This window comes from Methylobacterium sp. CM6246, from assembly GCF_054818005.1.
The window spans coordinates 572,508-597,500 of the sequence record NZ_JBTXKY010000001.1 but is presented as its reverse complement, the minus strand read 5'-3'; the positions used below and the strand labels follow the sequence as shown (position 1 = coordinate 597,500).

Sequence of the window (24,993 nt, the reverse complement as noted above, 5' to 3'; positions counted from 1 at the left end):
GGGGCTCAAGCCACGAGCCGAAGCTTCGGATGCACTCCTTCGGGGGTGCGTGGTAGCGGAGCGTTCCCTAGGCCTGTGAAGCGGCACCTGTGAGGGGCCGTGGAGGTATGGGAAGTGCGAATGCTGACATGAGTAACGACAAAGAGTGTGAAAGACACTCTCGCCGAAAGTCCAAGGGTTCCTGCGTAAAGTTAATCTGCGCAGGGTTAGCCGGCCCCTAAGGCGAGGCCGAAAGGCGTAGTCGATGGGAACGGGGCGAACATTCCCCGGCCAGCGGATGGTGACGGATGCCGTGTATCGTTTGACCTTATCGGATTGGTCAGGCGGTGAAGGGGTCCCAGGAAATAGCCTCCGCGTAAGACCGTACCCGAAACCGACACAGGTGGACTGGTAGAGTATACCAAGGCGCTTGAGAGAACGATGCTGAAGGAACTCGGCAATTTGCCTCCGTAACTTCGGGATAAGGAGGCCTCTGTCTTACGCAAGTAGGGCAGAGGGGCACAGACCAGGGGGTGGCGACTGTTTATCTAAAACACAGGGCTCTGCGAAGTCTGTAAGACGACGTATAGGGCCTGACGCCTGCCCGGTGCCGGAAGGTTAAGAGGAGAGGTGAGAGCTTTGAATCGAAGCCCCGGTAAACGGCGGCCGTAACTATAACGGTCCTAAGGTAGCGAAATTCCTTGTCGGGTAAGTTCCGACCTGCACGAATGGCGTAACGATCTCCCCGCTGTCTCCAGCATCGGCTCAGTGAAATTGAATTCCCCGTGAAGATGCGGGGTTCCTGCGGTCAGACGGAAAGACCCCGTGCACCTTTACTGTAGCTTTGCGCTGGCCTTCGTGTCGGCATGTGTAGGATAGGTGGTAGGCTTTGAAGCCGGGGCGTCAGCCTTGGTGGAGCCAACCTTGAAATACCACCCTTGGCGATATGGTGGTCTAACCGCGACCCTTGATCAGGGTCCGGGACCGCGCATGGCAGGCAGTTTGACTGGGGCGGTCGCCTCCCAAAGCGTAACGGAGGCGTACGAAGGTGGGCTCAGAGCGGTCGGAAATCGCTCGTCGCGTGCAATGGCATAAGCCCGCTTGACTGCGAGACGGACAGGTCGAGCAGAGACGAAAGTCGGTCATAGTGATCCGGTGGTCCCGCGTGGGTGGGCCATCGCTCAACGGATAAAAGGTACGCCGGGGATAACAGGCTGATGACCCCCAAGAGTCCATATCGACGGGGTCGTTTGGCACCTCGATGTCGGCTCATCACATCCTGGGGCTGGAGAAGGTCCCAAGGGTTCGGCTGTTCGCCGATTAAAGTGGTACGTGAGCTGGGTTCAGAACGTCGTGAGACAGTTCGGTCCCTATCTGCCGTGGGTGTAGGAGGTTTGAGAGGCTTTGTCCCTAGTACGAGAGGACCGGGATGAACGTACCTCTGGTGGAGCTGTTGTCGCGCCAGCGGCAGTGCAGCATAGCTACGTACGGACGGGATAACCGCTGAAGGCATCTAAGCGGGAAACCCCCCTTAAAACGAGACCTCCCTTGAGGGCCGTGGAAGACGACCACGTCGATAGGCCGGGGGTGCAAGCGCGGTGACGCGTTGAGCCGACCGGTACTAATCGCCCGATTGACTTGATCGCTCCCGTGATCCGTGTCCGTGCGTGATCGGCAGCCGCTGCAAAGCGGATGACGACCACGCCAACCACGTGCACAACCAGACCAGCAGCCTAGACAGCTGCCGCATGCTTGCCGAACGAGGACCCCGCCGTCGCAGCACCCTGCGCGGCCAGTCCCAAAAACATTGCGATGCGCCGGTCTGGTGGCTCGAGCGGCGTGCCCAGAACCCGATCCCATCTCGAACTCGGCCGTTAAACACGCCAGCGCCCATGGTACTGTGTCTCAAGGCACGGGAGAGTCGGTCGCCGCCAGACCCGCACATCGCAAACACATCCCTCGACACGCACACCACGACGGCCCCGGAGCGCGCCCAGCGGCGCCAGCCAGCCCGGATCAGCCGCACACACTTGGCGCGGGGTGGAGCAGCCCGGTAGCTCGTCAGGCTCATAACCTGAAGGTCACAGGTTCAAATCCTGTCCCCGCAACCAAACACACACACAGACACGATCACCACGATCCAGCCAAACAGCCGGTCCGCTCACGCGGACCGGCTGTTTCGTGCTCGGGGCTTCGCTTGGTAAGCGGAGTGGTCGAAGAGTGGGTCCAGAAGTCGGATGATCCCGCATCCCGGCATGAAGCTGAGCGCATGCCCTCAACCTCGAATCTGCCTCAGGCCGCCCGCCGCTCGCTGGTCGATTCGGCGATCGATCTCATCCGCACGCAGAACGAGACCGGCCGCTGGAAGGTCGGGGCGCGCATCCCGAAGGAGGCGGAACTCGCCGCGATGCTGCAGGTCGGGCGGAATACGGTGCGGGAGGCCGTGCGGGTTCTCTCTCATGCCCAGGTGCTGGAGGTGCGTCAGGGGGACGGAACCTATGTCCGCCTCAACGTCGATCCGGCGGAGGTCATGCGCCGGGTCGCCCATGCGAGTCTGCGCGACCATTTCGAGTTGCGTGCGCTTCTCGAGACCGAGGCGGCCCGCCGGGCGGCGGCGCGACGGAACGACGATGACGTGGCGCGGCTCGAAACCTTGCTGGAAGCACGCGGAGACCGTCCCCAGGATGGGGACCTCGCTGCCTTCATCGAGCGCGACATCGCCTTCCATGTCGCGGTTGCGCAATGCGGCGACAACGCCGCGCTCGCGGAACTCTACCGCTATTTCGCCCTGTCGTCGCACGGCAGTACCGGCACGGCGCTCGCCGACAGGGCCTTGCCCGAGCCCGACCTCGCCGCCCATCGCCGGGTGGTCGACGCGATCCGGGAAGGGGACGAAGCGGGTGCTGCGGAGGCGGCCCGGGCGATCGTCGGCCCGATCCTCGATGCGCTCGGGCGTATCAAGACCGCCGGGGCCTGAGCGCGCTGCGGCTCCGATCAGCCCACCGCGTCCAGGGTCTGCCTAGCCAGTGCGACGGCTTCGCGATCGTTGGCGCATGCGGCCTAGCGCGTGCCGAACGCGCGGATCACGCTGGAAAAGGGCGTGGCGGCCCTCCGGGTCTGGCTCGACGACGATCAATGCGCGGCAGCGCCCGCCCAGGGCTTTCTTGTTCCGTTTCAGCTAGAGGCCGCGCACGACCCGGTCGTCCTGCGCTTCGTCGTGCCGGCGCCCGTCATAGATCGGCACGAAGGGGTCGCCGCCTGCGAGCAACGCGTTCATTTCCCGGCACCAGACGGAGGCGTAGCCGGGCGGACGGGCAGGGTCATTCCGGCTCTGCGCCATTGATCCGGGCGCGGTCGATGCGCGCGTCGGGTCGATCGGCGAACACGGCGGTTCCGCGAAGCGACACGGACACGGAGATCGCGCTGCCCGTGCTTACGGTGACGCGACGCGGGATGACGGGAACGGATCCGGTCCCTGGGATCGTGGCCCGGGTCTCGCCAGCGGGATCCGCGCCACTGGCCGGAGCGCCGGCGACCCGGCCAACAGCTTCTCGGTGCCGCCCGTGACCCTGGTGGACATCGGTGTCCGCCACGAACTCGGCGCCGCCGATCCGGAGCTGCGGGCTGGCAGGTCTCGATGAACGCCGCCAACCTGTTCGACCGGACCAGTGTCGCGTCTTGCTTCGCGGCGGGGGGCTGCTTCTACGGCAACGGCCGGACCGTCATCGCCAGCCTCGGTTACCGCTGGTCGGATTAGCGCGTGCCCGCCCGGCGGGTGCGGCGCTCGGCCTTGCGGGTCGCGGTCTCGCGCAGGTGCTGCTCGATGGCGTCGTTGGCGCGGCTGCGCATGTGGCGGATCGCCTCGACGTCGTCGAAGGTGTCGGGGAAGCGGCGTGACAGCCATAGATAGGCGCTGGCCAGGCGGACGCTCCGCTCCTGGTAGTCGAGTTCCCCGGTCAGGTTCGCCCGCAGGGCCGGGACCGTGGTGCCGGCCGCACGAGCCTGGCTCCAGCGTTCGAGCATGCCCATGGCGATCTCGTCGCGCCGGTTGATCGGGCAGACCGAGAAGGCGAACTTTTCCTCGATCGGCAACCGCGCCCGGTCGACCACCCGCGCGACCTCCAGGATCTCCTCCAGAGCCGAGGGCTGGAACGGCGAGCCGGCATAGAAGGTCGCCCGGGCGAAGTGCGTCAGCACCTCGTGGAGGCTGTGGGTCTGCATCTCCGCGGCGACGGAGCGGATCGCGCCGAGATCCGGCCGGACGAAGAAGCGCGAGTCCGCTGCCGGCGCCGTGGGAGCGCCCGACAACGCGACCCGGATCGGCTCGACGGCGATCGCGTCCGTCGCCGCCACGTAGCCGACCTCCTGGTGCCCGTAGCGGCCCGCCCGCCCGGCGATCTGGCGGATCTCGGAATTGGTCAGCCCGCGCTCCTTCACGCCGTCCCACTTGCGCACGGTCGAGAACACGATCCGCCGGAGCGGCCCGAGATTGAGCCCCATGCCGATCGCGTCGGTGGTGACCAGGACGTTGGCCTCGCCGGTGCGGAAGCGGGTGGCCTCGGCCCGGCGCACCTCCGGCGACAGGGCGCCGTAGATCGTCGCCACCCGGTGCCCGCGGGCGACCAGGATCTCCCGGTTCTCGTGCACGGCTCGGCGCGAGAACGCCACGACCGCGTCCCCCGGCTCGACCTTCTCCAGGGGCACCGCCTCGTCGAGCAGCAGGAGCGGCGACTTGCGGGTGAACGGGATCACCTCCAGCGACTCGCCCGCGGCCTCGGCGGCGCGGCGGACATAGGCCAAGGCGTCGTCGGAACCGCACACGACCACGGTCCGGGCGGCCACGCCGAACAGGGCGTTGGTCCAGGCCCAGCCGCGGTCGGGATCCGACAGCATCTGGATCTCGTCGATCACCGCGACATCGATGGGGCGGGTCAGGTCGGCGGTCTCGATGGTGCGGGCGGTGTGGGTCGGCTCGGGCTCGCCCAAGACCTCCTCGCCGGTGACCATCCCGGCCCGGAGCCCACGCTCGCGCAGGGCCTCGTAATTCTCCAGGGCGAGCAGCCGCAGCGGCGCCAGATAGGTGCCCGTCGGCGCCGCCGTCAGCATCTGCAGGGCCGCGTAGGTCTTGCCGGAATTGGTCGGGCCCATGTGGAACAGGATCCGCCGGTTCAGCCGGCGGGCGGCGGCGAAGCGCTCGATATAGGCACCGAAGCCGACCTGATCGCGCAGGCGGCGCAGGCGCGAGCCCTCGCTCGCCACCGCCTTGGCGTGGCGGCGCACGGGGGTGAGCGCGTCGACCAGGGCGCGTGCCAGCTTCGGCCCGTAGGCGAACACCCGGGACCGCAGCGACCGGTCCATGTGGGCGATGTAGGCGGCCGCATCGGCCCCGACCTCGCGCAGGTCCTGGATGATCTGCGCACGCAGGCGCTCGACCGGCTTGCTCAAGCTGCGGACGGCCTCGGCTGCCCGCTCCGCCACGGCCGCCCGCAGCGCCTCGACCCGGTGGGCGGGATCGTTCCGGGCCGCCATGCGCGACAGGATCTCGGCGGCGGCCGGGTCCGGGGCGATGTCGATCCGAAGGTCCATGCGGCCGTTGTCGAGCAGCGGGATCTCGATCCGGATAGTCCAGATCACCCGATGGTCCCGGGTGATCGCGGCCTTCAGGGTGGGGATGGCCTTCCGGACCGCCGGGACCCCCGTCTCGGCGAAGGCCCGGGCCCGCTGCCGGGCGCGCAACGCCTGGGCGACCCGCTCGTCCTCCACCTCGGCACCGAAATCAGGCAGCTCGAGATCGGCGCGCAGGGTTTCCAGATCAACGGAATCCGGGGCGAGCCCGAGCCGCGCCACGGCTTCGGACAGATACGCGATCGTGGGGCGGAGACGCTTGCGCGCCATGAACTCACCTTCGGCAGCGGCGTCCGCCGGTCGGCGCTGACGCCGTCGAACGCATTCCTAACAAGCATCTATGCCTGACAAACATCTATGCCTGACAAGCATTCTTGCGCCAGGATAGCTCCGGATGCCATCCCGCTTCCTGTCCCGTGTTCAGGCGTCGTGCGCCGCCTCGGTCAGCCAGGCGCAGAAGGCGCGCACGGTCGGGTCGTCCGCCCGGGTCTCGGGTACGTAGGTGTAGTAGCTCCGCGCCGGCAGCGACGGGCCCGCGAACGGGCGGGTCAGGCGGCCGGCGGCCACGTCGTCGGCGATCAGGCGCTCCGGGCCCATCGCGACGCCGAGGCCGTCGAGGGCGGCCTGCAGCGTCAGGTAGAAGTGCTCCAGGGTCACCGAGGCCTGCGGCGTCAGGTCCGGCACCCCGGCGGCCCGCAGCCAGTGCGGCCAGACCTCCGGGAGCGTCGCCGCGTGCAGGAGGGTATGGTGGCGCAGGTGTTCCGGTTCGTGGAGCGGCAGGCGCCGCAGCAGGGCCGGGCTGCACACCGGCAGGCGCCGCTCGGACAGGAACGGCTGCCCGATATGGCCGGGACGCGTATCCGGCCCGCCCCGGATCGCCACGTCGAACGGGTCCACCAGGTGGGCCAGGGGCACGTTGGAGGTGGTCAGCCGGACTTCCACGGCGGGGTGGGCGACCTGGAAGCCGGACAGGCGCGGGATCAGCCAGCGCAGGGTGAAGGTGGCCAGCGCGTTGACGTGCAGCAGGCGCGGCCGGCCGCGCTCGACCTGGCGGGCGGTGGCCAGGGCGACGCGGTCGAGGGCGGCGCCGATCTCGGCGGCGTAGCTCTGCCCGGCCTCGGTGAGCACCACGCGCCGGTTGTGACGCTCGAACAGCGGCACGCCGAGCCAGCCTTCAAGCATCTGCACGTGCCGGCTCACGGCTCCGTGGGTCACGCGCAGCTCCTCGGCGGCGCGGGTGAAGCTCGCGTGACGGGCCGCCGCCTCGAAGGCCTTGAGGGCGTTGAGCGGCGGCAGGCGGCGATGCATGTCTGTCAGATTTCCTCACGCGAGCGTCAACATAAGTCGTTTGTCGGCCGGGCACGACGGCCGCATTCTGGGGAACCACCAAGGGAAGCAGGCAAGGGAAGCCGGATGGCCCGCGTATCGGAGCTCACCGCCTCGCTGGACGACGCCCCGGACCGGACGGCCAAGCGCATCGAGGACAAGCGCATCAAGGACAAGCGCACCCTCGTGGTCACCGGGGTCAACCACGCCCTCCACGACGGCTACACCGACCTGATCTACGTGCTGCTGCCGGTCTGGCAGGCGGAGTTCGGCCTCGATTACGTCGCGCTGGCGCTGCTGCGCTCGCTCTATAACGGCGCGCTCGCCGCCCTGCAGATGCCGGCGAGCCGGCTCGCCCAAGCGCTCGGTGCCCGCACCGTCCTGGTCCTCGGCACGCTGCTCAGCGCCGGCGGCTACGCGCTCGCCGGGGCGTCGGGGGGCCTGATCGGCCTCTGCGCCGGCCTGCTGCTCGGCGGCGCGGGCAGCAGCACGCAGCATCCGCTCGCCTCGACGGTGATCGCCCGGGCCTACGGGGCCGCCGCGCGGGGGCCGCTCGGCACCTACAACTTCGCCGGCGACCTCGGGAAGGCGGCCGTGCCGCCGCTGGTCGGCTTCCTGCTGACCCTGTCGGGCTGGCGCACGGCGCTCTGGGTGATCGCCGGGCTGGGCGTCGCGGTCGCGCTCGGCGTCGGCCGCTGGCTGCCGCGTGATCCCGCCTCACGCGGCGCGCCATCCCGGACCGCCCCGGGTCCCGCGCGGGGGGGCGACGGGACGGAGGCGCGGCCCGGCTTCGGGCTGCTCGTCGCCATCGGCACCCTCGACAACGCCGCGCGCCCCGCCTTCCTGCTCTACCTGCCGTTCCTGCTGCAGGAGAAGGGCGCGGCCCTGACCACCGTGGGGCTCGCGCTCTCGCTGGTGTTCATCGGCGGCGCGCTCGGCAAGGCCGTCTGCGGCCGGCTCGGGGAGCGCTTCGGCGTGACCCGGACCGTGCTGCTGACCGAGACCGGGACCGCGGCCGCGATCCTGGCGGTGATCGCCTTACCGCTCGTGCCCGCGCTGATCCTGCTGCCGCTGCTCGGGGTGATGCTGAACGGCACCTCGTCGGTCCTGTACGGCACGGTGCCGGAACTCGCCCCGGGCGGCCGGGTCGAGCGGGCGTTCGCGGTGTTCTACACCTGCACGCTCGGGGGCAGCGCGCTGGCGGCCCCGCTGCTCTATGGCCGGCTCGGGGACGCGGCCGGCCCCCATTGGGCCGCGGTGGCGGCTGCCGTGACGGCGCTCGCCGTGGTGCCGCTCATGCTGGCCCTGTCGCGCCATCTGGCCGGGGGGAGGGCGGCCCAGCGGTGCTGATGGGGTTTCTCACCGTGCCAGATGGCACCGATCCGTGAACACCCCGGCGGCTCAGAGCACCCCGAGCGTGCTCACCCGGACCGGCTCGGAGCGGCCCTCCACCGGGATCTCCCGGATCGCCGTCGGCGTGGCCTTGGCGGCGCGGTAGACCGCCTCCGAGACCACAGCGATGCAGCCTAAAACCTTGGTCAGGCCCTGCAGGCGCGAGGCGACGTTGACGGTGTCGCCGAGCGCGGTGAAGCGGGCGTCGGTGGCGTCGCCCATCTCGCCGACGATCGCCAGGCCGGCATGCACGCCGATCCCGTACCGGAGGGTGTGCTCCAGGTCCGCGGCCAGGAGCTCGTTCAGGGTGGCGACGTGCTCGGCCACGAGCTCCACCGCCCGGAGCGCGTCGCGCGCCGCCGGCTCGGGTTCGGTCTCGAGGCCGAACAGGGCCAGCAGGCCGTCGCCCAGGAACTGGTTGGTCGAGCCGCCGGCCTCCCGCACCGCGTCGCCGACCGCGCCCAGGAAGCGGTTGATGATGAACACCGTGTCGTAGGGCAGCCGCTCCTCGGCGAGCCGGGTCGAGCCGCGCAGGTCGACGAACATCGCCACGATGAAGCGCTCCTCGCCGGATTGCGCCCGGTCGAGCAGATCCGCCTGCCGCACCGGCGGCGGCAGCGGGAACAGCGGCACCACGGCGAGGTCGGCCTCGGGCCGGAACTGGCAGGCGAGGCGCACCCCCGGCCCGGCGGCGATCCGCTCCAGCACGGCGCGCTCGGCCCGGCCCGCGGGGGGCGTGCGGTCGCTGCCGTCGAGCACGCGGATTCGGCAGGTGGAACACCGGCCCCGGCCGCCGCAGACGCTGGCATGCGGGATCCGGTTGCGCCGGCTCGCCTCCAGCACGCTGGTGCCGTGGGGGACCCGGACCACGCGGCCGCCGGGATAGCGCAGCCGGATCGTCCCGCGCTTGATCTCCGCCAGGGTCCGGACCCCGCGGGCCGCGATCACGGCGGCCACCAGGCCGGCATAGGTCAGCAGCATCCCGTTCCGGATGGCGGCGAGCCGCGCCACCTGGTCGGGCAGTCCGACATGGACCGGCTGGAGCGCCACGGCGCGCCAGGCCGGGTCCTGGGCGAGCGCGGCGATCGTCCGGCCGCCCTGCGCGAAGCCGAGCAGGGCGAGGACCGGCACCAGCACCGCCACCGCCAGCAGCCAGGGGGCGGCGCGCCCGAAGGCGGGCTTCAGACGGAGCCAGAAATACAGGCCGGAGCAGCCGTGGATCCAGGCGATGACCAGCATCGCCGCCTGCATCGCGCCCTGCTGCGGCGCGGCGACCCAGAAGGCGTAGAGTTCCTGCGCGTAGCCCTTGTCGAGGCCCTCGGTGGCGAAGGCGATCCGGGTGCCCGCGACGTGGCTGATGAGCAGCGGCGGGATCAGCAGGCCGGAGACCATCTGGACCACCTCGCCGGGCCGCCAGCGGAAGTAGCGGGCCACGTAGAGGCCCTGGAGCCCGAGCAGCAGGTGGATCAGCAGGGCGCCGTAGAGCAGCGCCAGGCCCAGCGGGTTGAGCCACAGGGCGGAAGCGATATCGAGGCCGTCCTCCATGGCGTCGAGGGAGACGTTGCCGAGGGCATGGTTGGTCAGGTGGGTCAGGATGTAGGCGAACAGCACCAGACCGCTGCCGAGGCGCAGGCGGCGGACGCCGAGGACGGGCCGGACCCGGGCGCGCAGCGGGATCGGGGCGGCCGGCAAACCCCCGGCGGGGGTTCGGAGCGTCGCGATCGACGAGGTGCGCGTCATGCTGGGAGGTCCGACGAGATCGGCAGCGGGCCCGGTCTGGCCGGCCTGTCGTACCAGCAAACCGCGTCCGCGGCCTCCGCTGTCTTTCTACGTGCGGGCGAATTTCGGGTCGGGACCGGAGCGGAGGCCGCCCGACAGACTTCGCGGTCCCTTCGAAGCGAACGAAAAAGGCATTGCCGTCGGCCGGGGATCGACGAAGAAGTGCGCGGCCCATCCGCCACGTCCACGAAGTCTGCGGGGCCGGACCCGGATGCCGGCCGAACGTCAACCCAACGGACCGCCCGGCCTTGCCCGGCTGGCTGACACCATCCAGATGACACTTCCGGCATGACACGCCCAGCATGACCCCCGTCGATCCGACGCCCGCCTTGTTCTTCGCCCGGAACGCCGCCGCGGTGGCGGCGGAGCTGATCGGCGCGCGGCTCTGGGTCGGCGCGGCGGGCGGGCGCATCGTCGAGACGGAAGCCTACGACCGGACCGACCCGGCCTCCCACAGCTTCGCGGGCCCGACCCGCCGCAACGCCAGCATGTTCGGGCCGCCCGGGCACGTCTACGTCTACCGGTCCTATGGGCTGCACTGGTGCCTGAACCTGGTCTGCGAGCCGGGCAGCGCGGTGCTGCTGCGGGCGATCGAGCCGACCGAGGGCCAGGACGCCATGGCGGCCCGGCGCGGCACGGACGATCCGCTTCTGCTCTGCGCCGGACCCGGCCGGCTGTGCCAGGCCCTCGGGGTCACCGGCGCGCTGGATGGCCTGCCGGTGGCGGAGGCGCCGTTCCGGTTCGAGCCCCGGGCGCAGGCCGTCGCGGTCGCGGCGGACCGCCGCATCGGGATCACCCGCGGCGCCGAGACGCCCTGGCGCTTTTTGCTCGCCGGATCCCGGTTCGTCAGCCGGCCGGCGCGGCGGACCGCGGGGAGCGCGCCGCCGGCCTGAGACCCGGCGGCCCCGGTGGAACCGCACGGACCGTCGCGGCCGCCCCCGTACGCTTGGCCGGTAGCGCAACCTCATGTATAGGTTTCTTCGCGGGAGACTGACATTGCTACAACTACAGGTCGGATAAATTTTACTCTGCAAGCATTCGGACGTTCCGTGAGCCAGGATAGCCACAAGGCCTTCGAGATCGTCGGCCGTCTCAAGCAGGCCGCGCGGATCCCGGACATCCTGCGCGAGATGCGGTCGGCCGGCGCGTATTTCGGCTACGACGCCTTCATCATCACCAACCTGCCGGCGGAGCACGCGATCTCCACGCAGGGCTGCGCCCTGGTGCCGGCCTGGCCGGAGGGCTGGCGGAAGCGCTATTTCGACCGGGACTACCTGCGGATCGACCCGGTGGCGAACCATGTCCGGCGCACCACCGAGCCGTTCCTGTGGCGGGAGGCGCCCTACCGGGCCGACGAGGCCGGGGCCGCCCGGGTGATGGGCGAGGCGACCGAGTTCGGGCTGACGCAGGGGTTCTGCGTCCCGATCCATCACCTGTCCGGCCCGGGGGGCGGCGTCAGCTTCGGGGCGGACCGGCTCGACCTGTCGGACGACGCCAAGGCGGCGCTGCACCTCGTGTCGATCTACGCCTACCAGCGGGCCGAGACCCTGATCCGCGAGGGCGGCCGCAGCCCGGCGCGCAAGGCGCCCCGGCTCACCGCGCGGGAGGTCGAGTGCCTGCGCTGGACCGCGGCCGGCAAGACCAGCTGGGAGGCCTCCGAGATCCTGAGCACGTCGCAGCGGACCGTGGAGTTCCACCTCAAGAACGCCGCCCGCAAGCTCGACGCGGTCAACCGCGTCCAATGCGTCGCCGAGGCCATGCGGCAGGGCATCATAGCCTGACCCCGGGGCGGCCGCCGACCTCGTAAATTTACGAGGCTCTTTCGGACCCGCCACCCGGCATCACGCCCCCAAAGGGGGAAGTGATCCATGGTTGTTGTGATCGACGACGACAATATTTCCCGGCACGGCGATCTGATGGACAAGATCTACCGGTTCCGGCACGCCCTGTTCGTGGAGCGGCTGAACTGGGAGGCCTGCCGCCGGCCCGACGGCCGCGAGATCGACCAGTTCGACGGCCCCGGCTGCATCCACCTGGCCTACCTGGAGGGCGCGGCCGTGACCGCCTACACGCGGCTGCTGCCGACGACCCGGCCGCATCTGCTCACGGAGGTCTACCCGCACCTCGCCGAGCGCGGCCCGGCGCCCCGGGGCGCGGCGGTGTACGAGTGGACCCGGTGCGGGACGCTGCCGTCCCGGCGCGAGGGCCGCACCAGCCGCATCGACCCGGCCACCGCCGGGATCTTCATCGCGGCGGCCGAGGTGGCGCGGGCGCGCGGCCTCGACGGCTTGCTGGCGCAGACGCACCCGATCCTGGTCAATCGGCTGATGTCCTGCGGCTGGGACGTGGAGCCCCTCGGGCTGCCGACGACCTATCAGGGCCATTCCATCCTGGCGGTCTACGCCCGGCTGACGCCCGACACGGTCGCGGAGTCGCACCGGTTCTTCAACCTCGACGCCGCGCCCCCGCACGCCCCCCGCACGCAGGCGATCCGCCCGTCCGTGCCCGCCGAGCGGAGGCTGCACGCATGAGCATCTCGGACATCCTGGACGAGGCCTGCGGGCGCGAGGGCGAGGACCCGGCGATCGTGCGCCTGGGCCACCACGCGATCCAGATGTGGCGGGCCGCCGAGGAGATCGGCGACCCGGGTCTCCTGGCCGCCCTGCGCCCGCTGGTGGAGCATGTCGGCCGGGCGCTGGCCCGCGACGTCGGGGGCGAAACCTGCGTGGACGACACGCTGCATTGAGGGCGCGGGGGCGGGGGTTTTAAGCGGCCGACGGTCCCGCCCCCGTCGTTGCCCGCGCGGCGCCGCAGCCGCGTGGTCGAAGTCGGAGGCTCGGTTCCCACCGCGATCTCGGCCAGGGGTGGCAAGTGGCCCCCGGCTTTTCGCCCCGGAGCAGACGTTCCGCGACCGACCCCCGCACGCCCGCGCCGCGACACCGTGGTCCACACGACGAACGCACGCCGATGCGCCCTCACCAGGGACTAGAATTTGGAATTATTCGCACTCCAGTGCATCCTGCCTCTGCGCTGAGCCGGCTCGCTAGAACAATAAAGCGAAACGCTCGGCCGTGGAGGAACCATGAACGAGATCGTCAAGCCCGACTCCCTGCTCGTCGCCAAGGCGGAGAGCCTGACCCAGACCTTCTTCGGCGGCTGCCCCCACGATTGCCCGGACACCTGCTCGATGATCTTCGAGGTTAAGGACGGGGAACTGCTCGGCGTGCGCGGCAACCCGGACCATCCGATGACCCGCGGCGGTCTCTGCGTGAAGCTGAAGGACTACGAGAGGCGCCACTACCATCCGGACCGGCTGCTCTACCCGATGAAGCGGGTCGGCCCGAAGGGCTCGAAGCAGTTCGCGCGCATCACCTGGGACGAGGCCCTCGACACCATCGTCACCCGCTGGAAGGCGATCATCGACCAGTACGGGCCGGAGGCCATCGCGCCCTACAGCTACCTCGGCAACCAGGGCCTCGTGCATGGCTTGAATGGCGGCGACGCGTTCTTCAACCGCATGGGCGCCACCGTGACCGAGCGCACCTTCTGCGGCGAGGGCTCGTGTACCGCGTGGCTGCTCACGGTCGGGCCGACCGCTGGCCTCGACCCGGACAGCTACATCCACTCCAAGTACATCGTGATCTGGGCCTGCAACTCGGTCTCGACGAACCTGCACCACTGGGCCATCGTCAAGGACGCGCAGAAGAAGGGCGCCAAGGTCGTCGTGATCGACACCTACGCGTCGCGCACCGCCAAGGCGGCCGACTGGCATATCGCGCCCAAGCCCGGCACCGACGGGGCGCTGGCCATGGCGCTGATCAATGCGATCATCGCGCAGGGCCTCGTCGATCAGGATTACGTCGACAATTACACGGTCGGCTTCGAGGAGCTGAAGGAGCGGGCCAGCACCCGCACGCCGGAATGGGCTGCCGAGATCACCGGCGTCCCGGCCGAGGACATCCGCAAGCTCGCCTACGAGATGGCCACCGAGCAGCCCGTCGGCATCCGCATGGGCGTGGCGCTGGAGCGGCATTACGGCGGCGGCCAGACCATCCGGGCGGTGACCTGCATCCCGGCGCTCACCGGCGCGTGGCGCCACGTTGGCGGCGGCGTCACCCAGTTCGGCGTCTGGGAGCACCCCTACAAGTTCGACGTGATGTGCCGCCCTGATCTGATCCCCGAGGGCACCCGCGTGGTCTCGAACCTGCAGATCGGGCGCGCGCTCACCGGCGAGATGCAGCTCGACCCGCCGATCATGTCAATGATGTGCTGGAACTCGAACCCGGTCACGCAGGCGCCCGAGACCGACAAGATCGTCGAGGGGCTGATGCGCGAGGACCTGTTCATGGTCTCGGCCGAGCACTTCCTCTCGGACACCGCCTCCTACGCCGACATCGTTCTCCCGGCGACGATGGGCGCCGAGATGGAGGACATGATCCTCTCCTGGGGTCACCTTTATCTCACCTACAACACCAAGTGCGCCGACGCGCCCGGCGAGGCGATCCCGAACAACGAGATCTTCCGCCAGCTCGCCGCCCGCCTCGGCTACGAGGACGAGAACTTCAAGTGGTCGGACAGCGAGTGCCTGGAGCACTACGTCGACTGGTCGTCGCCGGCCTGCGAGGGCATCGACCTCGCCTACATGCGCGAGCACGGCTTCGCCCGCCTCAAGGTCGGGACGCCGGACGACCGGGCGCCCCACCGGGAGGGCAACTTCCCGACGCCGACCGGCAAGTGCATGCTCAAGGTCGAGGGCGCCACGAACTTCGTCGCGCCGCCGTTCCGGCAGATGTACGAGGGCTTCCAGCCCGGCGAGGCGCTCGACCCGCTGCCGGACTACCTCGGCCCGCGCGAGTCCCACACCAACGACCCGGAGCTGGCCAAGCGCTTCCCGCTGAACATCGTCTCGCCCAAGAGCCACTACTTCCTGAACTCCTGCTACGCCAACATGGAGGACAAGCAGAAGGGCCAGGGCGAGCAGTTCGTGATGATCAGCCAGCACGATGCCGACGCGCGTGGCATCCGGGACGGCGACCGCGTGCAGGTCGGCAACGACCGCGGCGCCTTCAAGGGCGTGGCGCGCATCACCGACGACGTGAGGGCCGGGATCGTGGTCGCGACGCTGGGCTACTGGCGCCAGCTCAACGAGGGCACGGTCAACAGCATCGCGTCGGGGGCCTTCACCGACATGGGCCACGCCCCGTCGTTCTCGGACAACCTCGTCGAGGTCGCGCGCGCGAACTGAGAGCCCCGCGCAAAACGCCCTCTGCGCTGTCTCGTGCAGAGGGGGACGCCCGGTGATCGGGCGTTTTGTAAGGTGCGCTCGGCGCGCCGCCCGGGCTCAGGCCGCGCGCTCGGGCGCCGTGCGTCGGTCCGAGGACGGGCTGCACCCGAACTGGGCCCGGTAGCTGCGGGAAAAGTGGGCGGCGCTCGAGAAGCCGCAGGCGGTCGCGATCTCCCCGATCGCAAGCGGGCTCTGGCGCAGCAGCCGCCGGCCGTGGGCGAGGCGGATGGCGCGGTACTGGGCCGAGAAGCTCAGGCCGCACTTCTCGCGGAAGAGGCGGTCGAGGTGGCGCGCGCTGACGGCGGCGAGGCGGGCCATGGCCCGGCGGGTGAGCGGCGCTTCGACGGTCGTCTCCATCGTTTCGAGGACGGCGAGCAGGGCCGGGTGGTGGATGCCGTACCGCTCCGCCGCGGAGGCGCGCTGCGGGTCGTCGGCGGCGCCCACCGCAATGTGTAGGAACCAGTCCGAGATGCGGCGCGCGAAGGCCGCTCCCAGGCGCGCGGCGATCAGCGTGTGCGCCATGTCGAGGGGGGCGACCCCGCCGCCGCAGGTCAGGCGGTCGGCATTGGCGACGAAGCGCGCCCGCGTGAGGCGCGCGTCCGGAAACGCCTCGACCGTGGCGCCGGCGTATTCCCAGTGAATCGTGAAGGCGCGCTCCGCCAGCAGCCCCGCCGCGGCCATCAGGTAGGGGCCGCCCGATATACCGCCGACGCGGACGCCGAACCGGGCCATGCGCCGCAACCCGGCATGGATCGCCGGCCTGTCCCACTCGGTCGGGTCGCCGCCCGCGCAGACGAAGATCGTGTCCAGGCGCCCGCGCTCCCGCGGCAGCTCCTCGGTCGGGACCTCCGCCCCCGAGGACGAGGCGACCCGGCCTCCGGCCTCGCCGAAGTAGCGCAGCCGGTAGAGGACCCGGCCGGCGAGATCGTTGGCCGCCCGGAAGGGCTCGCAGGCCGAGGCGAACGACAGCAACCCGAAGCCCGGGACCAGCAGGAAGCCGATCTCCTGCGGCCGATCCCCCGGGGCCGGGCCGCCCGGATCCGGCATCGCGTCGCTGGTTTGGCTCATCCGTGCAAGAAAGCGTCTCTCCCGGTCATGCGCAACCGCCCGAGCGCGTCATGCTCACGGTCGACTTCCCGTTCGACCGAGATCCCGATCGCATGCCCGGCCTCGCAGCTCCGCGCCCGTGTCGTCACGGACATACCCGTTGCGGCCACACCCCCACGCAGGGGCAGGCCCGATGACGCGCCGGTTCGACGTCGCGGTCCTGGGGCTCGGCGCAATGGGGAGCGCGATCCTCTACCAGCTGGCCAAGCGCGGGGCCGCGGTGGTCGGGCTCGACCGCTACGCGCCGCCGCACGCCCTCGGGTCGAGCCACGGCGAGACGCGGATCACCCGCCAGGCCGTCGGGGAAGGGCGCGACTACGTGCCCTTCGTCGTCGCCTCGCATCGCATCTGGCGGGAGCTGGAGGCGGCCACCGGCGAGACGCTGCTGAACGTCTGCGGCGCCCTCGTCATGGCGCCCGGCCGCGGGGTCTCGTCCCATCACGGCAAGCCGGACTTCGTCGGCCGCTCGATCAGCGCCGCGCAGGGGGCCGGGATCCCGCACGAGGTGCTCGACGGGGCCGCGGTCGCCCGCCGCTTCCCGCAATTCCTGAACCTCGCGGGCGACGAGAAGGCCTATTACGAGCCCGGCGGCGGCTACGTCTTCCCGGAGCGCTGCATCGCGGCGCAGCTCGCCCGCGCGACCGCCCTGGGGGCCGAGATCCGGACCGGCTGCGAAGTCCTGGCGCTGGATCAGGACGCGGCCGGCATCCGGATCGAGACCTCCGACGGCGTGATCCTGGCCGATCGCGCCGTGGTTGCGGCCGGCGCCTGGACCGCCCCGCTGCTCGGCGCCCCGTTCGACGGGCTGCTGACGGTCCGGCGCCAGCTCCTGCACTGGTACGCCCTGGAGAACGAATCCGCGTACGGGCCGCGCGCGCCCGTGTTCATCTGGATGTACGGGACCACCGACACGGATTACCTCTACGGCTTCCCGCCCCTGGCGGGGGAGCGCGCCATCAAGGTCGCGACCGAGCAGTACAGCACCGCCACCACGGCCGACGCCGTCGCGCGGCGCGTCGACCCCGCGGAATCCGACGCAATGTACCGCTTGCGCGTCGCGGGCCGGCTGGCCGGCGCCACTCCGGAGGTCGTCCGGGCCGCGGCCTGCGTCTACACGGTGACCCCCGACCGCGGCTTCATCATCGACCGGCATCCCGGGATGGACCGGGTGCACGTCGTCTCGGCCTGCTCGGGGCACGGCTTCAAGCATTCGGCGGGCATCGGCGAGGCGGTCGCCGCCGACCTGGCCGGAGGCGCCGGGCGACCCGACCTCACGCCGTTCGCCCTCGCACGCTTCGGTTGATCCGAAGGCCGATGGCTCGTGGATTGCTAGAAACCATGCCAAGATCCGTTCGCCCGAGCAGGACCGACCCGATGCGCCCCATGTCCCGACGCCTCCTGACGAATGCCGCGCTGGCCGCCCTCGCGGCGATCCCGGCGCTGGCATGGCCCGGCCGGGCCTCGGCAGCGGACGGCGTCGACGCGATCAAGGCGCGCGGGACGCTGATCGTCGGCGTGAAGGCGGATTACAAACCCTTCGGCTTCCGCGATCCGAGCGGCGCGATCATCGGGCTGGAGCCCGACCTCGCCGCCGACCTCGCCAAGCGGCTCGGGGTGAAGCTGGAGCTGGTGCCGGTGGTCTCGGCCAACCGGATCGAGTTCCTGCAGCAGGGCAAGGTCGATCTCCTGATCGCCACGCTGTCGGACAAGCCGGAGCGCCGCCGCGTCGTGCAGGCGATCGACCCGCAATACTATTCCGACTTCGTCAACGTGCTGCTGCCCAAGACCGCCGGCATCACCGACTGGGCGCAGCTGAAGGGCAAGCCGCTCTGCGCGACCTCGGGGGCGTGGTACAACAAGGACGTCGCCCGCACCTACGGGGCGGAGATCGTCGCCTTCGACGGCTCCGAGAAGCCGCTCTTCGCGCTCAAGCAGGGCAACTGCCTGGGCTACGTCTACGACCAGAGCATGCTGCAGGGTAAGCTGCTCGACGACGACTGGAAGGCCGGCTACGCCCTGCCGCTCAAGGGCATCCTCGACGCGCCGTGGATGATGGCGGTGGCCCTGGGCAACACCACGCTCCAGACGATGGTCGAGGACGCGACCAAGGACTGGATGAAGACCGGCTTCGTCGTCGCCGGCGAGCGGAAGTGGGGCATCGAGCCCACCGCCTACTCGAAGGCGATGCACGAGAAGTACAAGAACGCGACCAACTGATGCGCGCCCGTGCAGCGAGCCCAGGTGATCGGCCGCGATGATCGAGGCGATCCAGGCCTGGTTCCAGGGTCTCTACGAGACCACGGGCTTCAATTTTACGGTCTTCTACGACCCGTATGACTGGAACCGCTACGTCGCCGGGCTGCGGATGACGCTGCTGCTCGGCATCAGCACGATCCTGGCCAGCCTGGTGATCGGCGCGGTCGGGGCGCTGCTGCAGAGCGGGCCCTCGCGCCTGCTGCGGGGGCTGGTCAACGGCTTCGTCGTGGTGTTCCGCAACACGCCGCCGCTGGTGCAGATCTTCTTCTTCTACTTCGGCCTCGGCACGCTCCTGCCGGCCGTGCGCTCGGCGGACGGCCTGCGCGTTCCCATCCTCGACAACGTGCAATGGGCGATCGTCTCGCTCTCGCTGTTTGCCGGCGCGTTCAACGTCGAGATCTTCCGCTCCGGCATCGAGGCGGTGCCCAAGACCACCGTCGAGGCCGCCGAGGCGCTGGGCTACACCCGGTTGAAGGCCTATCGCCACGTCGTCCTGCCGCTCGCGCTCCGGGTCTGCCTGCCGGCGCTCAACAACAACCTGATCAACCTGCTCAAGACCACGACGCTCGCCTACGCCATCGCGGTCCCCGAGACGCTCTACGCGGTCAAGCAGATCTGGTCCGAGTCGCAGAACGTCCTGGAGATGATGCTGGTGCTGCTCGCGACCTACGCGGTCCTCGTCGGATTGCTCGTGTGGATCATGCACCGCTGGGAGCGCGCCCTGCGCATCCCCGGATACGGCCGATGAGCGCTCCGGACCGGACCGGCCGGCGCGACGACGGCCGCCCGGCGGGTCGTCCGACGGACCTGCCGGTCCTGCTGCCGTTCGCGCCCGCCCGGGGCCGCCCGGCGGCGCGCCTGCGCCCCATCCACGGCTGGCTGCTGTGCGGCCTCTCCATCGTCGCCCTCCCGGCCTGGGCGCAGGGCGGGGCCGCCGCCCTGTCCCCGCTGGAGGTGGTGATCAAGTGGGCGCCGCTCCTGCTCACGGGCTTCGCCTTCAACGTCGCGATCTCGCTGATGGCGATGGCGATCGGCACGGCGGCGGGCCTCGGGCTCGGCCTGGCCATGCTGGGCGAGGGCCGGGTGCTGCCGCGCATTGCGTGGTCGGCCACGCAGGTGTTCCGCAACGTGCCCTGGCTGGTGCTGCTGTTCTTCGTGATGTTCCTGGTCCCGTTCCAGGTCACGGTGTTCGGGATCCGGGTGCCGCTGCCCGACTGGGTGAAGGCGACCTTCGGCTTCAGCCTGCCCGTGATGGCCAACGTCGCCGAGATCGTCCGCGGCGCGGTGCGCTCGGTGCCGAACACGCAGTGGGAGGCCGCCGAATCCCTGGCCTTCACCCGGCGGCAGACCCTGTGGCGGATCATCCTGCCGCAATGCGCGAAGCGCATGCTGCCGCCCTGGATGAACGTCTACGCGCTGATCGCGATGGCCACCGTGCAGGCGTCGATCGTCGGGGTCACCGAGATGCTGACGCTGACCGCGCAGGTGCACGCCGCCGAGGGCGGACGGCCCGAGCTGTTCGCCCCGCTCTACGGCTTCGCCCTGCTCTGCTTCTTCCTCTACTGCTACCCGATCGACCGGTTGACCGCCCACTTGGAACGCCGCTTCGAGACCCGTTGAGCATGATGCAAGCGACCGTCGCCAGCAGCCCGTCCCCGGCCTGGACACCCGACCAGCCGATCGTCCGCGTCGTCGACGTGCACAAGTCCTTCGGGACCTTCGAGGTCCTGAAGGGGATCAGCTTCGACGTGCGCAAGGGCGAGGTGGTCTGCATCATCGGGCCCTCGGGCTCGGGCAAGTCGACGCTGATCCGCTGCATCAACGCGCTGGTGCCGGTCACCGCGGGCTCGATCCGGGTCGAGGGGATCGAGGTCACCGATCCGCGGCTCGACAAGCTGGCCTTGCGCCGCAAGGTCGGGATGGTGTTCCAGCAGTACAACCTGTTCCCGCACAAGACCGCGCTGCAGAACGTGATGATGGCGCCGATCCACGTCCTCGGGCAGGAAAGGCGCGAGGTCGAGGCCCGGGCCCGCGCCCTGCTCGCCAAGGTCCGGCTGGCCGGCAAGGAGGCGGCGTATCCGGGCGAGCTCTCCGGCGGTCAGCAGCAGCGCGTGGCCATCGCCCGCTCGCTGGCGATGCGGCCCGACGTGATGCTGTTCGACGAGGTCACGGCCGCCCTGGACCCCGAGACGGTCAAGGAGGTGCTGGTCACGATCCGCGAGCTGGCCGAGGAGGGCATGACCTGCATGCTGGTCACGCACGAGATGAACTTCGCCCGGGACGTCGCCGACCACATCTACTTCACCGACCGCGGCGTCATCGTCGAGCACGGGCCGCCGGCGACCTTCTTCGCCTCCGCGCAGGACGCGCGCACCCGCCGGTTCCTCTCGCAGGTGCTCTGACGGGCCGGGGGGGGGGGGCGAGCGGCTGGGGCGCGGGCGGACGCAGGGCCGGCCTGCCGCCATTCGGTCGCGCAGGACGGGCGAGACGGTGGGGCCGCGTCGGCCGCATGACGCGCCCGGCGCCGTCGCGCGTTTCGAAGGTGCCCCCCGCGTCGCCCGCGCTCTCAGCTCAAGGCGACGTCGAAGCCGCGCCGCACCGCCGGCCGGGCCATCATCGTATCGTACCAGCGCCGCACCTGCGGGTAGTCGGATAGGTCGACCTGATGGCGCTCGTGCCGCCACGCCCAGCCCAGAATGGCGAAATCCGCGATCGACAGCGCGCCGGCGACGAACTCCGCCGCCGCCAGGCGCCGGTCCAGCACCCCGTAGAGCCGGCGGGTCTCCTTGAGATAGCGCTCCAATCCATAGGCCCGGTCCTGCTCGGCGACGCCGAGGAAATGGTGGACCTGCCCCGGCATCGGTCCGAACCCGCCCATCTGCCACATCAGCCATTCCAGCACGGCCATGCGCCGGCGCGGATCGGCCGGCAGGAACCGGCCCGACTTCTCGGCGAGGTAGAGCAGGATCGCGCCCGATTCGAACACCGAGATCGAACCGCCGGGCCCGTCCGGATCGACGATCGCGGGGATCCGGTTGTTCGGGCTGATCGCCAGGAAGGCCGGATCGAACTGCTCGCCCTGCGTGATGTCGACGGTCCGGACCCGATAGGGCAGGCTCATCTCCTCCAGGGCGACGCTGATCTTGCGTCCGTTGGGCGTGTTCCAGGCATACAGCTCGATCATCGTGGGGCCTCGCCATGCGGGCGGTCGTGAACGGTGTGCGGTTGCCCGTGCGCGACCGGACCGGACCGCAGCATCGTGCTGACCGGAAGCGCCGCGATCAAGCCGCCGCGCGAGGGCATCGGGACATCCGCGACCAAGCCGGCGCCGCGGCGCCGGGCACGGACACGACGGCGGGGCCGTCGGCGAAGGCCGTCGATCGAGGACGCGCTGGCTGCCGCCGTCCGCCGATCCGCATCACGCGCGGCGTGAAACCGCAACGGGACGCGATTTCACGCCGCGCGTCTCGGACGGGACAGGAACCGGGCACGGAGGATGCGGCAGCCGGGCAGGGGAGGAAACGTCGGCGCAACGCCCGGAGCGAGGGCGTGTTCGCGCCCGAAGCGTGCCGGCAAACCGATCAGGACGGTGGCGAGTGGCCCTGCGGGCCTCCGCTAAGTCCCTGGCTCAGCAGCGTTATCGCCGCAGCCAGTAGGACACTCGATAACCACCAGGAAGGCCTGGTGGAGCTGAGGGGAATCGAACCCCTGACCTCCGCAGTGCGATTGCGGCGCTCTCCCATCTGAGCTACAGCCCCGTCGAGGCGCCGGCCTTGTAGGCGCGGGCGGCTCAGCCTGTCAATTCCTGTTTCACCGCCGCCCGCCGCACACCGCTCCCGGTGACGCCGCGCGGGCGCCCCTAGGATACGCGCGGACCCGCATGAACGCCCTGATCTGGCTCTTCGACACGGTCGTCCAGCTCTTCATCTACGTCCTCATCGCCAGCGCGGTCCTGAGCTGGCTGGTGGCGTTCAACGTGGTGAACGTCCGCAACCCGATCGTCGCCCAGATCGGCGAGGTGCTCTACCGGATCACCGAGCCGGTGCTGCGGCCGATCCGCAACCTGCTGCCCAATCTCGGCGGCGTCGACATCTCGCCGATCATCCTGATCCTGCTGCTGCTGTTCATCAGCAAGCTTCTGCACGAGTATGCCGTGCCCCAGGCTTACATGTACGCGCAGTAGGATCGAGTGACCGTGAAAACCAACCCCGGCCGGTTCTTCGAGGATTTCCGCCTCGGTGAGACCATCCGCCACGCCACGCCCCGCACCATCACGGTGGGCGACGTGGCGCTCTACACCGGCCTCTACGGCCCGCGCTTCGCCGTACAATCGTCGGACGCCTTCGCCCGCGCCTTCGGCTACCCGAAGAGCCCGCTCGACGACCTGCTGACCTTCCACATGGTGTTCGGCAAGACCGTGCCGGACGTCTCCCTCAACGCGCTGGCCAATCTCGGCTACGCGGAGGGCGGGTTCCGCCGGCCGGTCTATCCGGGCGAGACCGTGTCGACCGTCTCTGAGGTGATCGGCCTCAAGGAGAGCTCGAACCGGCAGACCGGCGTGGTCTACGTGCGCTCGGTGGGCTCCGACGAGGCCGGCGAGACCGTGCTGAGCTATTGCCGCTGGGTCCTGGTGCGCAAGCGCGACCCGGAGGCCGCCATCGCCGAGGAGCACGTGCCGAGCCTGGCCAAGGTGGTCGACCCGCAGGATCTCGCGGGCGCCCTGCCGAAGCTCTCGGCCGCCGCCTACGATTCGGAGCTCGCCGGCAGCCCGCACCGCTTCGGCGACTACGCGGTCGGGGAGAAGATCGACCATGTCGACGGCATGACCGTCGAGGAGGCCGAGCACCAGATCGCCACGCGCCTGTTCCAGAACACCGCCAAGGTCCATTTTGACGGCCTGGCCGCCAAGGACACCCGGTTCGGCCGCCGGCTGATCTATGGCGGGCACGTGATCTCGCTGGCCCGGGCGCTCAGCTTCAACGGCCTGGGCAACGCATTCGCGCTCGCCGGCATCAATGCCGGCCGCCACGTGGCGCCGCTGTTTGCCGGCGACACGGTCTATGCCTGGAGCGAGGTCCTGGCCGCGGCCGATGTCGGGCGCGACGATGTCGGGCTCCTGCGCCTGCGCACGGTCGCCACCAAGAACCAGCCCTGCGGCGCCTTCCCGGACCGCACCGGCGAGGGCTACGACCCGGCCGTGATCCTCGACCTGGATTACTGGGCGTTCGTGCCGAAATAGGGCTCCACGGGGCGCGCGGTCCGCACAGCGGGCGCGCTTTCCCGCCTTCGTCCGGGGCTGTCGGGCTTCGCACATCTCCGGAGGACCCGGGTTCTCCCGATCGGGCGCATCCCTCACCCCAACCCTCTCCGGCACGGGCGGGGGGATGCCACGCCCCATGACGGCCGATGCGGGAACGCCGTAGGCTCTGCGGGGCTGGGGGCCCGCGGGTGCCGGTCTCTGCTGCCGATGGCGACGCTGGTGGCAAGCGCAGGGTCGGTGCTGACCGGAATTCGCTCCGCCGCACGCTGGATCGAGCCGAAACCAAAAAAACTCAGCGCAGGCCGTTGCGGGCGACGCCGGCCTCGACCGCCACGGAGAGGCGGTCCGTGACCGCCCACGTGACCCCGACCCGGGCGTTCGGCAGGAGCGCGATGCCCTCCCGGGTGAGGGGCGGGGTGAACGGGGTCGGCCCGACCCGCAGGGTGTCGTGCACCGCGCCGGCCCCCGCCTTGGCGTAGACCAGCACGTCCGGGCTCAGCAGCGTCCCGACCGTCACCTCCAGCGCGCCGGCCAGGTCGCGGCCGTAGGCGAGGCGCCCGAAGCCGGGGTGAGGGCGCCGTCGAGGCCGGCAAGGTAATCCAGGCCGCCGCCGATCCCATAGAGGATCGGCCCCGCCTGCCACGTCCGGCCGCCCTCGAAGCCGAAGGTCGGCCCCGCGTAGCTGCCGAGATGGCGGGACGTGCTGACCGCGTAGCCGGTGGACAGGCGGGCGTAGGAGCCGGTCCAGCGGCCCGCCGCATCCGCGGCCGGATCCAGGGCGAAGGACGGCACCGGCGCGAAGCCCACGGTGGGCGGCACCGCTTGGGACAGCACCGCTTGGGACAGCACCGCTTGGCTCATCGCTGCCCGGGGCGGAAGCGCCTGGGCGGCGGCGGGGCCGGCCGGAAACAGGGCGCCCCCGAGGACGAGGCAGGCCGCGAATCGGCGCGGACGGGGACCGGCGGATCGAATCATGCCGGCATGG

21 protein-coding genes, 2 tRNA genes and 2 rRNA genes (1 of these 25 cut by a window edge) are annotated in these 24,993 nt (G+C 70.4%); 17 read left to right on the top strand and 8 right to left on the bottom strand.

Going from position 1 to position 24,993, the window contains the following annotated elements; all coding sequences use genetic code 11:
• From ACYQPG_RS03060 to ACYQPG_RS03045, 4 genes are all read left to right on the top strand, one after another.
• Positions 1-1,625 (top strand): 23S ribosomal RNA (locus ACYQPG_RS03060); it begins 1,185 nt to the left of the window's first position.
• Positions 1,626-1,800: 175 nt separating this feature from the next.
• Positions 1,801-1,916, top strand: a 5S ribosomal RNA gene (rrf, locus tag ACYQPG_RS03055).
• A 97-nt stretch (positions 1,917-2,013) separates the two neighbouring features.
• Positions 2,014-2,090 (top strand) — tRNA-Met (locus ACYQPG_RS03050).
• Positions 2,091-2,248: 158 nt separating this feature from the next.
• Positions 2,249-2,956, top strand: coding sequence for a FadR/GntR family transcriptional regulator (locus tag ACYQPG_RS03045; protein ID WP_461230221.1), 708 nt, complete (start codon positions 2,249-2,251; stop codon positions 2,954-2,956).
• A gap of 776 nt (positions 2,957-3,732) precedes the next feature.
• On the opposite strand, the gene ACYQPG_RS03040 is transcribed toward ACYQPG_RS03045, so the two are convergent.
• Together ACYQPG_RS03040 and gcvA are read right to left on the bottom strand one after the other, a co-directional pair.
• Positions 3,733-5,874 (bottom strand): helicase-related protein, encoded by a 2,142-nt coding sequence (locus tag ACYQPG_RS03040; protein WP_461230220.1) that lies wholly within the window; start codon positions 5,872-5,874, stop codon positions 3,733-3,735.
• Positions 5,875-6,024: 150 nt separating this feature from the next.
• On the bottom strand, positions 6,025-6,912 hold the full coding sequence (gene gcvA, locus ACYQPG_RS03035; RefSeq protein WP_419828669.1) for a transcriptional regulator GcvA: 888 nt from the start codon (positions 6,910-6,912) through the stop codon (positions 6,025-6,027).
• 105 nt (positions 6,913-7,017) lie between these two features.
• Here gcvA and ACYQPG_RS03030 point away from each other — a divergent pair, with 105 nt between their 5' ends.
• The gene (locus ACYQPG_RS03030) at positions 7,018-8,280 is read left to right on the top strand and encodes an MFS transporter (RefSeq protein WP_461230219.1); all 1,263 of its coding nucleotides are present in this window, start codon (positions 7,018-7,020) and stop codon (positions 8,278-8,280) included.
• A 51-nt stretch (positions 8,281-8,331) separates the two neighbouring features.
• Here the strand turns inward: ACYQPG_RS03030 and ACYQPG_RS03025 are convergent, their stop codons facing one another.
• Complete coding sequence (locus ACYQPG_RS03025) at positions 8,332-10,062, bottom strand: adenylate/guanylate cyclase domain-containing protein (protein WP_187193481.1); 1,731 nt, start codon at positions 10,060-10,062, stop codon at positions 8,332-8,334.
• Between the two features lie 341 nt (positions 10,063-10,403).
• On the opposite strand from ACYQPG_RS03025, the gene ACYQPG_RS03020 reads away from it, so the two are divergent.
• From ACYQPG_RS03020 to ACYQPG_RS03000, 5 genes are all read left to right on the top strand, one after another.
• Positions 10,404-10,994: a DNA-3-methyladenine glycosylase gene (locus ACYQPG_RS03020; protein ID WP_461230218.1), complete on the top strand. Its 591-nt coding sequence runs from the start codon at positions 10,404-10,406 to the stop codon at positions 10,992-10,994.
• A gap of 156 nt (positions 10,995-11,150) precedes the next feature.
• Positions 11,151-11,882, top strand: a complete 732-nt coding sequence (locus ACYQPG_RS03015; protein WP_147939738.1) for a LuxR family transcriptional regulator — start codon at positions 11,151-11,153, stop codon at positions 11,880-11,882.
• An 87-nt stretch (positions 11,883-11,969) separates the two neighbouring features.
• Positions 11,970-12,632, top strand: a complete 663-nt coding sequence (locus ACYQPG_RS03010; protein ID WP_147939739.1) for an acyl-homoserine-lactone synthase — start codon at positions 11,970-11,972, stop codon at positions 12,630-12,632.
• A complete protein-coding gene (locus tag ACYQPG_RS03005) occupies positions 12,629-12,847 on the top strand; it encodes a hypothetical protein (protein WP_419828667.1) in 219 nt (72 codons plus the stop codon). Before ACYQPG_RS03010 ends, ACYQPG_RS03005 begins: the two co-directional genes overlap by 4 nt.
• 336 nt (positions 12,848-13,183) lie before the next feature.
• Positions 13,184-15,346: a molybdopterin-containing oxidoreductase family protein gene (locus ACYQPG_RS03000; protein ID WP_461230217.1), complete on the top strand. Its 2,163-nt coding sequence runs from the start codon at positions 13,184-13,186 to the stop codon at positions 15,344-15,346.
• 96 nt (positions 15,347-15,442) lie between these two features.
• Here ACYQPG_RS03000 and ACYQPG_RS02995 read toward each other — a convergent pair whose 3' ends face one another.
• The gene (locus ACYQPG_RS02995) at positions 15,443-16,453 is read right to left on the bottom strand and encodes a GlxA family transcriptional regulator (RefSeq protein ID WP_461230216.1); all 1,011 of its coding nucleotides are present in this window, start codon (positions 16,451-16,453) and stop codon (positions 15,443-15,445) included.
• A 172-nt stretch (positions 16,454-16,625) separates the two neighbouring features.
• Between ACYQPG_RS02995 and solA the strand changes: the two genes are divergently transcribed.
• The 5 genes from solA to ACYQPG_RS02970 all read left to right on the top strand — a co-directional run bounded on the left by solA (position 16,626) and on the right by ACYQPG_RS02970 (position 21,150).
• On the top strand, positions 16,626-17,795 hold the full coding sequence (gene solA, locus ACYQPG_RS02990; RefSeq protein WP_461230215.1) for an N-methyl-L-tryptophan oxidase: 1,170 nt from the start codon (positions 16,626-16,628) through the stop codon (positions 17,793-17,795).
• Positions 17,796-17,866: 71 nt separating this feature from the next.
• On the top strand, positions 17,867-18,709 hold the full coding sequence (locus ACYQPG_RS02985) for a transporter substrate-binding domain-containing protein (protein ID WP_147939742.1): 843 nt from the start codon (positions 17,867-17,869) through the stop codon (positions 18,707-18,709).
• Between the two features lie 37 nt (positions 18,710-18,746).
• Positions 18,747-19,496: an amino acid ABC transporter permease gene (locus tag ACYQPG_RS02980; RefSeq protein WP_147907410.1), complete on the top strand. Its 750-nt coding sequence runs from the start codon at positions 18,747-18,749 to the stop codon at positions 19,494-19,496.
• Complete coding sequence (locus ACYQPG_RS02975) at positions 19,493-20,368, top strand: amino acid ABC transporter permease (RefSeq protein WP_419828663.1); 876 nt, start codon at positions 19,493-19,495, stop codon at positions 20,366-20,368. Before ACYQPG_RS02980 ends, ACYQPG_RS02975 begins: the two co-directional genes overlap by 4 nt.
• Positions 20,369-20,370: 2 nt before the next feature.
• A complete protein-coding gene (locus ACYQPG_RS02970; RefSeq protein ID WP_147939744.1) occupies positions 20,371-21,150 on the top strand; it encodes an amino acid ABC transporter ATP-binding protein in 780 nt (259 codons plus the stop codon).
• A 164-nt stretch (positions 21,151-21,314) separates the two neighbouring features.
• Here ACYQPG_RS02970 and ACYQPG_RS02965 read toward each other — a convergent pair whose 3' ends face one another.
• Positions 21,315-21,932, bottom strand: a complete 618-nt coding sequence (locus ACYQPG_RS02965) for a glutathione S-transferase family protein (RefSeq protein WP_461230214.1) — start codon at positions 21,930-21,932, stop codon at positions 21,315-21,317.
• A gap of 498 nt (positions 21,933-22,430) precedes the next feature.
• Positions 22,431-22,506: transfer RNA gene (locus tag ACYQPG_RS02960), tRNA-Ala, on the bottom strand.
• 122 nt (positions 22,507-22,628) lie between these two features.
• On the opposite strand from ACYQPG_RS02960, the gene ACYQPG_RS02955 reads away from it, so the two are divergent.
• Together ACYQPG_RS02955 and ACYQPG_RS02950 are read left to right on the top strand one after the other, a co-directional pair.
• The gene (locus ACYQPG_RS02955; RefSeq protein WP_147853438.1) at positions 22,629-22,931 is read left to right on the top strand and encodes a YggT family protein; all 303 of its coding nucleotides are present in this window, start codon (positions 22,629-22,631) and stop codon (positions 22,929-22,931) included.
• A gap of 12 nt (positions 22,932-22,943) precedes the next feature.
• Positions 22,944-23,987 carry a MaoC family dehydratase gene (locus tag ACYQPG_RS02950; protein WP_147910727.1) on the top strand — a complete coding sequence of 348 codons (1,044 nt, stop codon included), beginning with the start codon at positions 22,944-22,946 and terminating at the stop codon, positions 23,985-23,987.
• 313 nt (positions 23,988-24,300) lie between these two features.
• Here ACYQPG_RS02950 and ACYQPG_RS02945 read toward each other — a convergent pair whose 3' ends face one another.
• Both ACYQPG_RS02945 and ACYQPG_RS02940 read right to left on the bottom strand, forming a co-directional pair.
• Positions 24,301-24,525, bottom strand: coding sequence for a hypothetical protein (locus ACYQPG_RS02945; RefSeq protein ID WP_461230212.1), 225 nt, complete (start codon positions 24,523-24,525; stop codon positions 24,301-24,303).
• Positions 24,522-24,983, bottom strand: a complete 462-nt coding sequence (locus ACYQPG_RS02940) for a hypothetical protein (RefSeq protein WP_461230211.1) — start codon at positions 24,981-24,983, stop codon at positions 24,522-24,524. The genes ACYQPG_RS02945 and ACYQPG_RS02940 overlap by 4 nt, the downstream gene beginning before the upstream one ends.
• Positions 24,984-24,993 lie beyond the last annotated feature (10 nt).

Bases quoted from the DNA above. Each gene is read 5' to 3' on its own strand.
- ACYQPG_RS02975 (WP_419828663.1), top strand. From the start codon at position 19,493: ATGAGCGCTCCGGACCGGACCGGCCGGCGCGACGACGGCCGCCCGGCG.
- ACYQPG_RS03005 (WP_419828667.1), top strand. From the start codon at position 12,629: ATGAGCATCTCGGACATCCTGGACGAGGCCTGCGGGCGCGAGGGCGAG.
- ACYQPG_RS03010 (WP_147939739.1), top strand. From the start codon at position 11,970: ATGGTTGTTGTGATCGACGACGACAATATTTCCCGGCACGGCGATCTG.
- ACYQPG_RS02965 (WP_461230214.1), bottom strand. From the start codon at position 21,932: ATGATCGAGCTGTATGCCTGGAACACGCCCAACGGACGCAAGATCAGC.
- ACYQPG_RS03030 (WP_461230219.1), top strand. From the start codon at position 7,018: ATGGCCCGCGTATCGGAGCTCACCGCCTCGCTGGACGACGCCCCGGAC.
- gcvA (WP_419828669.1), bottom strand. From the start codon at position 6,912: ATGCATCGCCGCCTGCCGCCGCTCAACGCCCTCAAGGCCTTCGAGGCG.
- ACYQPG_RS02970 (WP_147939744.1), top strand. From the start codon at position 20,371: ATGATGCAAGCGACCGTCGCCAGCAGCCCGTCCCCGGCCTGGACACCC.
- ACYQPG_RS02940 (WP_461230211.1), bottom strand. From the start codon at position 24,983: ATGATTCGATCCGCCGGTCCCCGTCCGCGCCGATTCGCGGCCTGCCTC.
- ACYQPG_RS03025 (WP_187193481.1), bottom strand. From the start codon at position 10,062: ATGACGCGCACCTCGTCGATCGCGACGCTCCGAACCCCCGCCGGGGGT.
- ACYQPG_RS02980 (WP_147907410.1), top strand. From the start codon at position 18,747: ATGATCGAGGCGATCCAGGCCTGGTTCCAGGGTCTCTACGAGACCACG.
- ACYQPG_RS02955 (WP_147853438.1), top strand. From the start codon at position 22,629: ATGAACGCCCTGATCTGGCTCTTCGACACGGTCGTCCAGCTCTTCATC.
- ACYQPG_RS02985 (WP_147939742.1), top strand. From the start codon at position 17,867: ATGCGCCCCATGTCCCGACGCCTCCTGACGAATGCCGCGCTGGCCGCC.
- ACYQPG_RS03020 (WP_461230218.1), top strand. From the start codon at position 10,404: ATGACCCCCGTCGATCCGACGCCCGCCTTGTTCTTCGCCCGGAACGCC.
- solA (WP_461230215.1), top strand. From the start codon at position 16,626: ATGACGCGCCGGTTCGACGTCGCGGTCCTGGGGCTCGGCGCAATGGGG.
- ACYQPG_RS03000 (WP_461230217.1), top strand. From the start codon at position 13,184: ATGAACGAGATCGTCAAGCCCGACTCCCTGCTCGTCGCCAAGGCGGAG.
- ACYQPG_RS03045 (WP_461230221.1), top strand. From the start codon at position 2,249: ATGCCCTCAACCTCGAATCTGCCTCAGGCCGCCCGCCGCTCGCTGGTC.
- ACYQPG_RS02995 (WP_461230216.1), bottom strand. From the start codon at position 16,453: ATGAGCCAAACCAGCGACGCGATGCCGGATCCGGGCGGCCCGGCCCCG.
- ACYQPG_RS03040 (WP_461230220.1), bottom strand. From the start codon at position 5,874: ATGGCGCGCAAGCGTCTCCGCCCCACGATCGCGTATCTGTCCGAAGCC.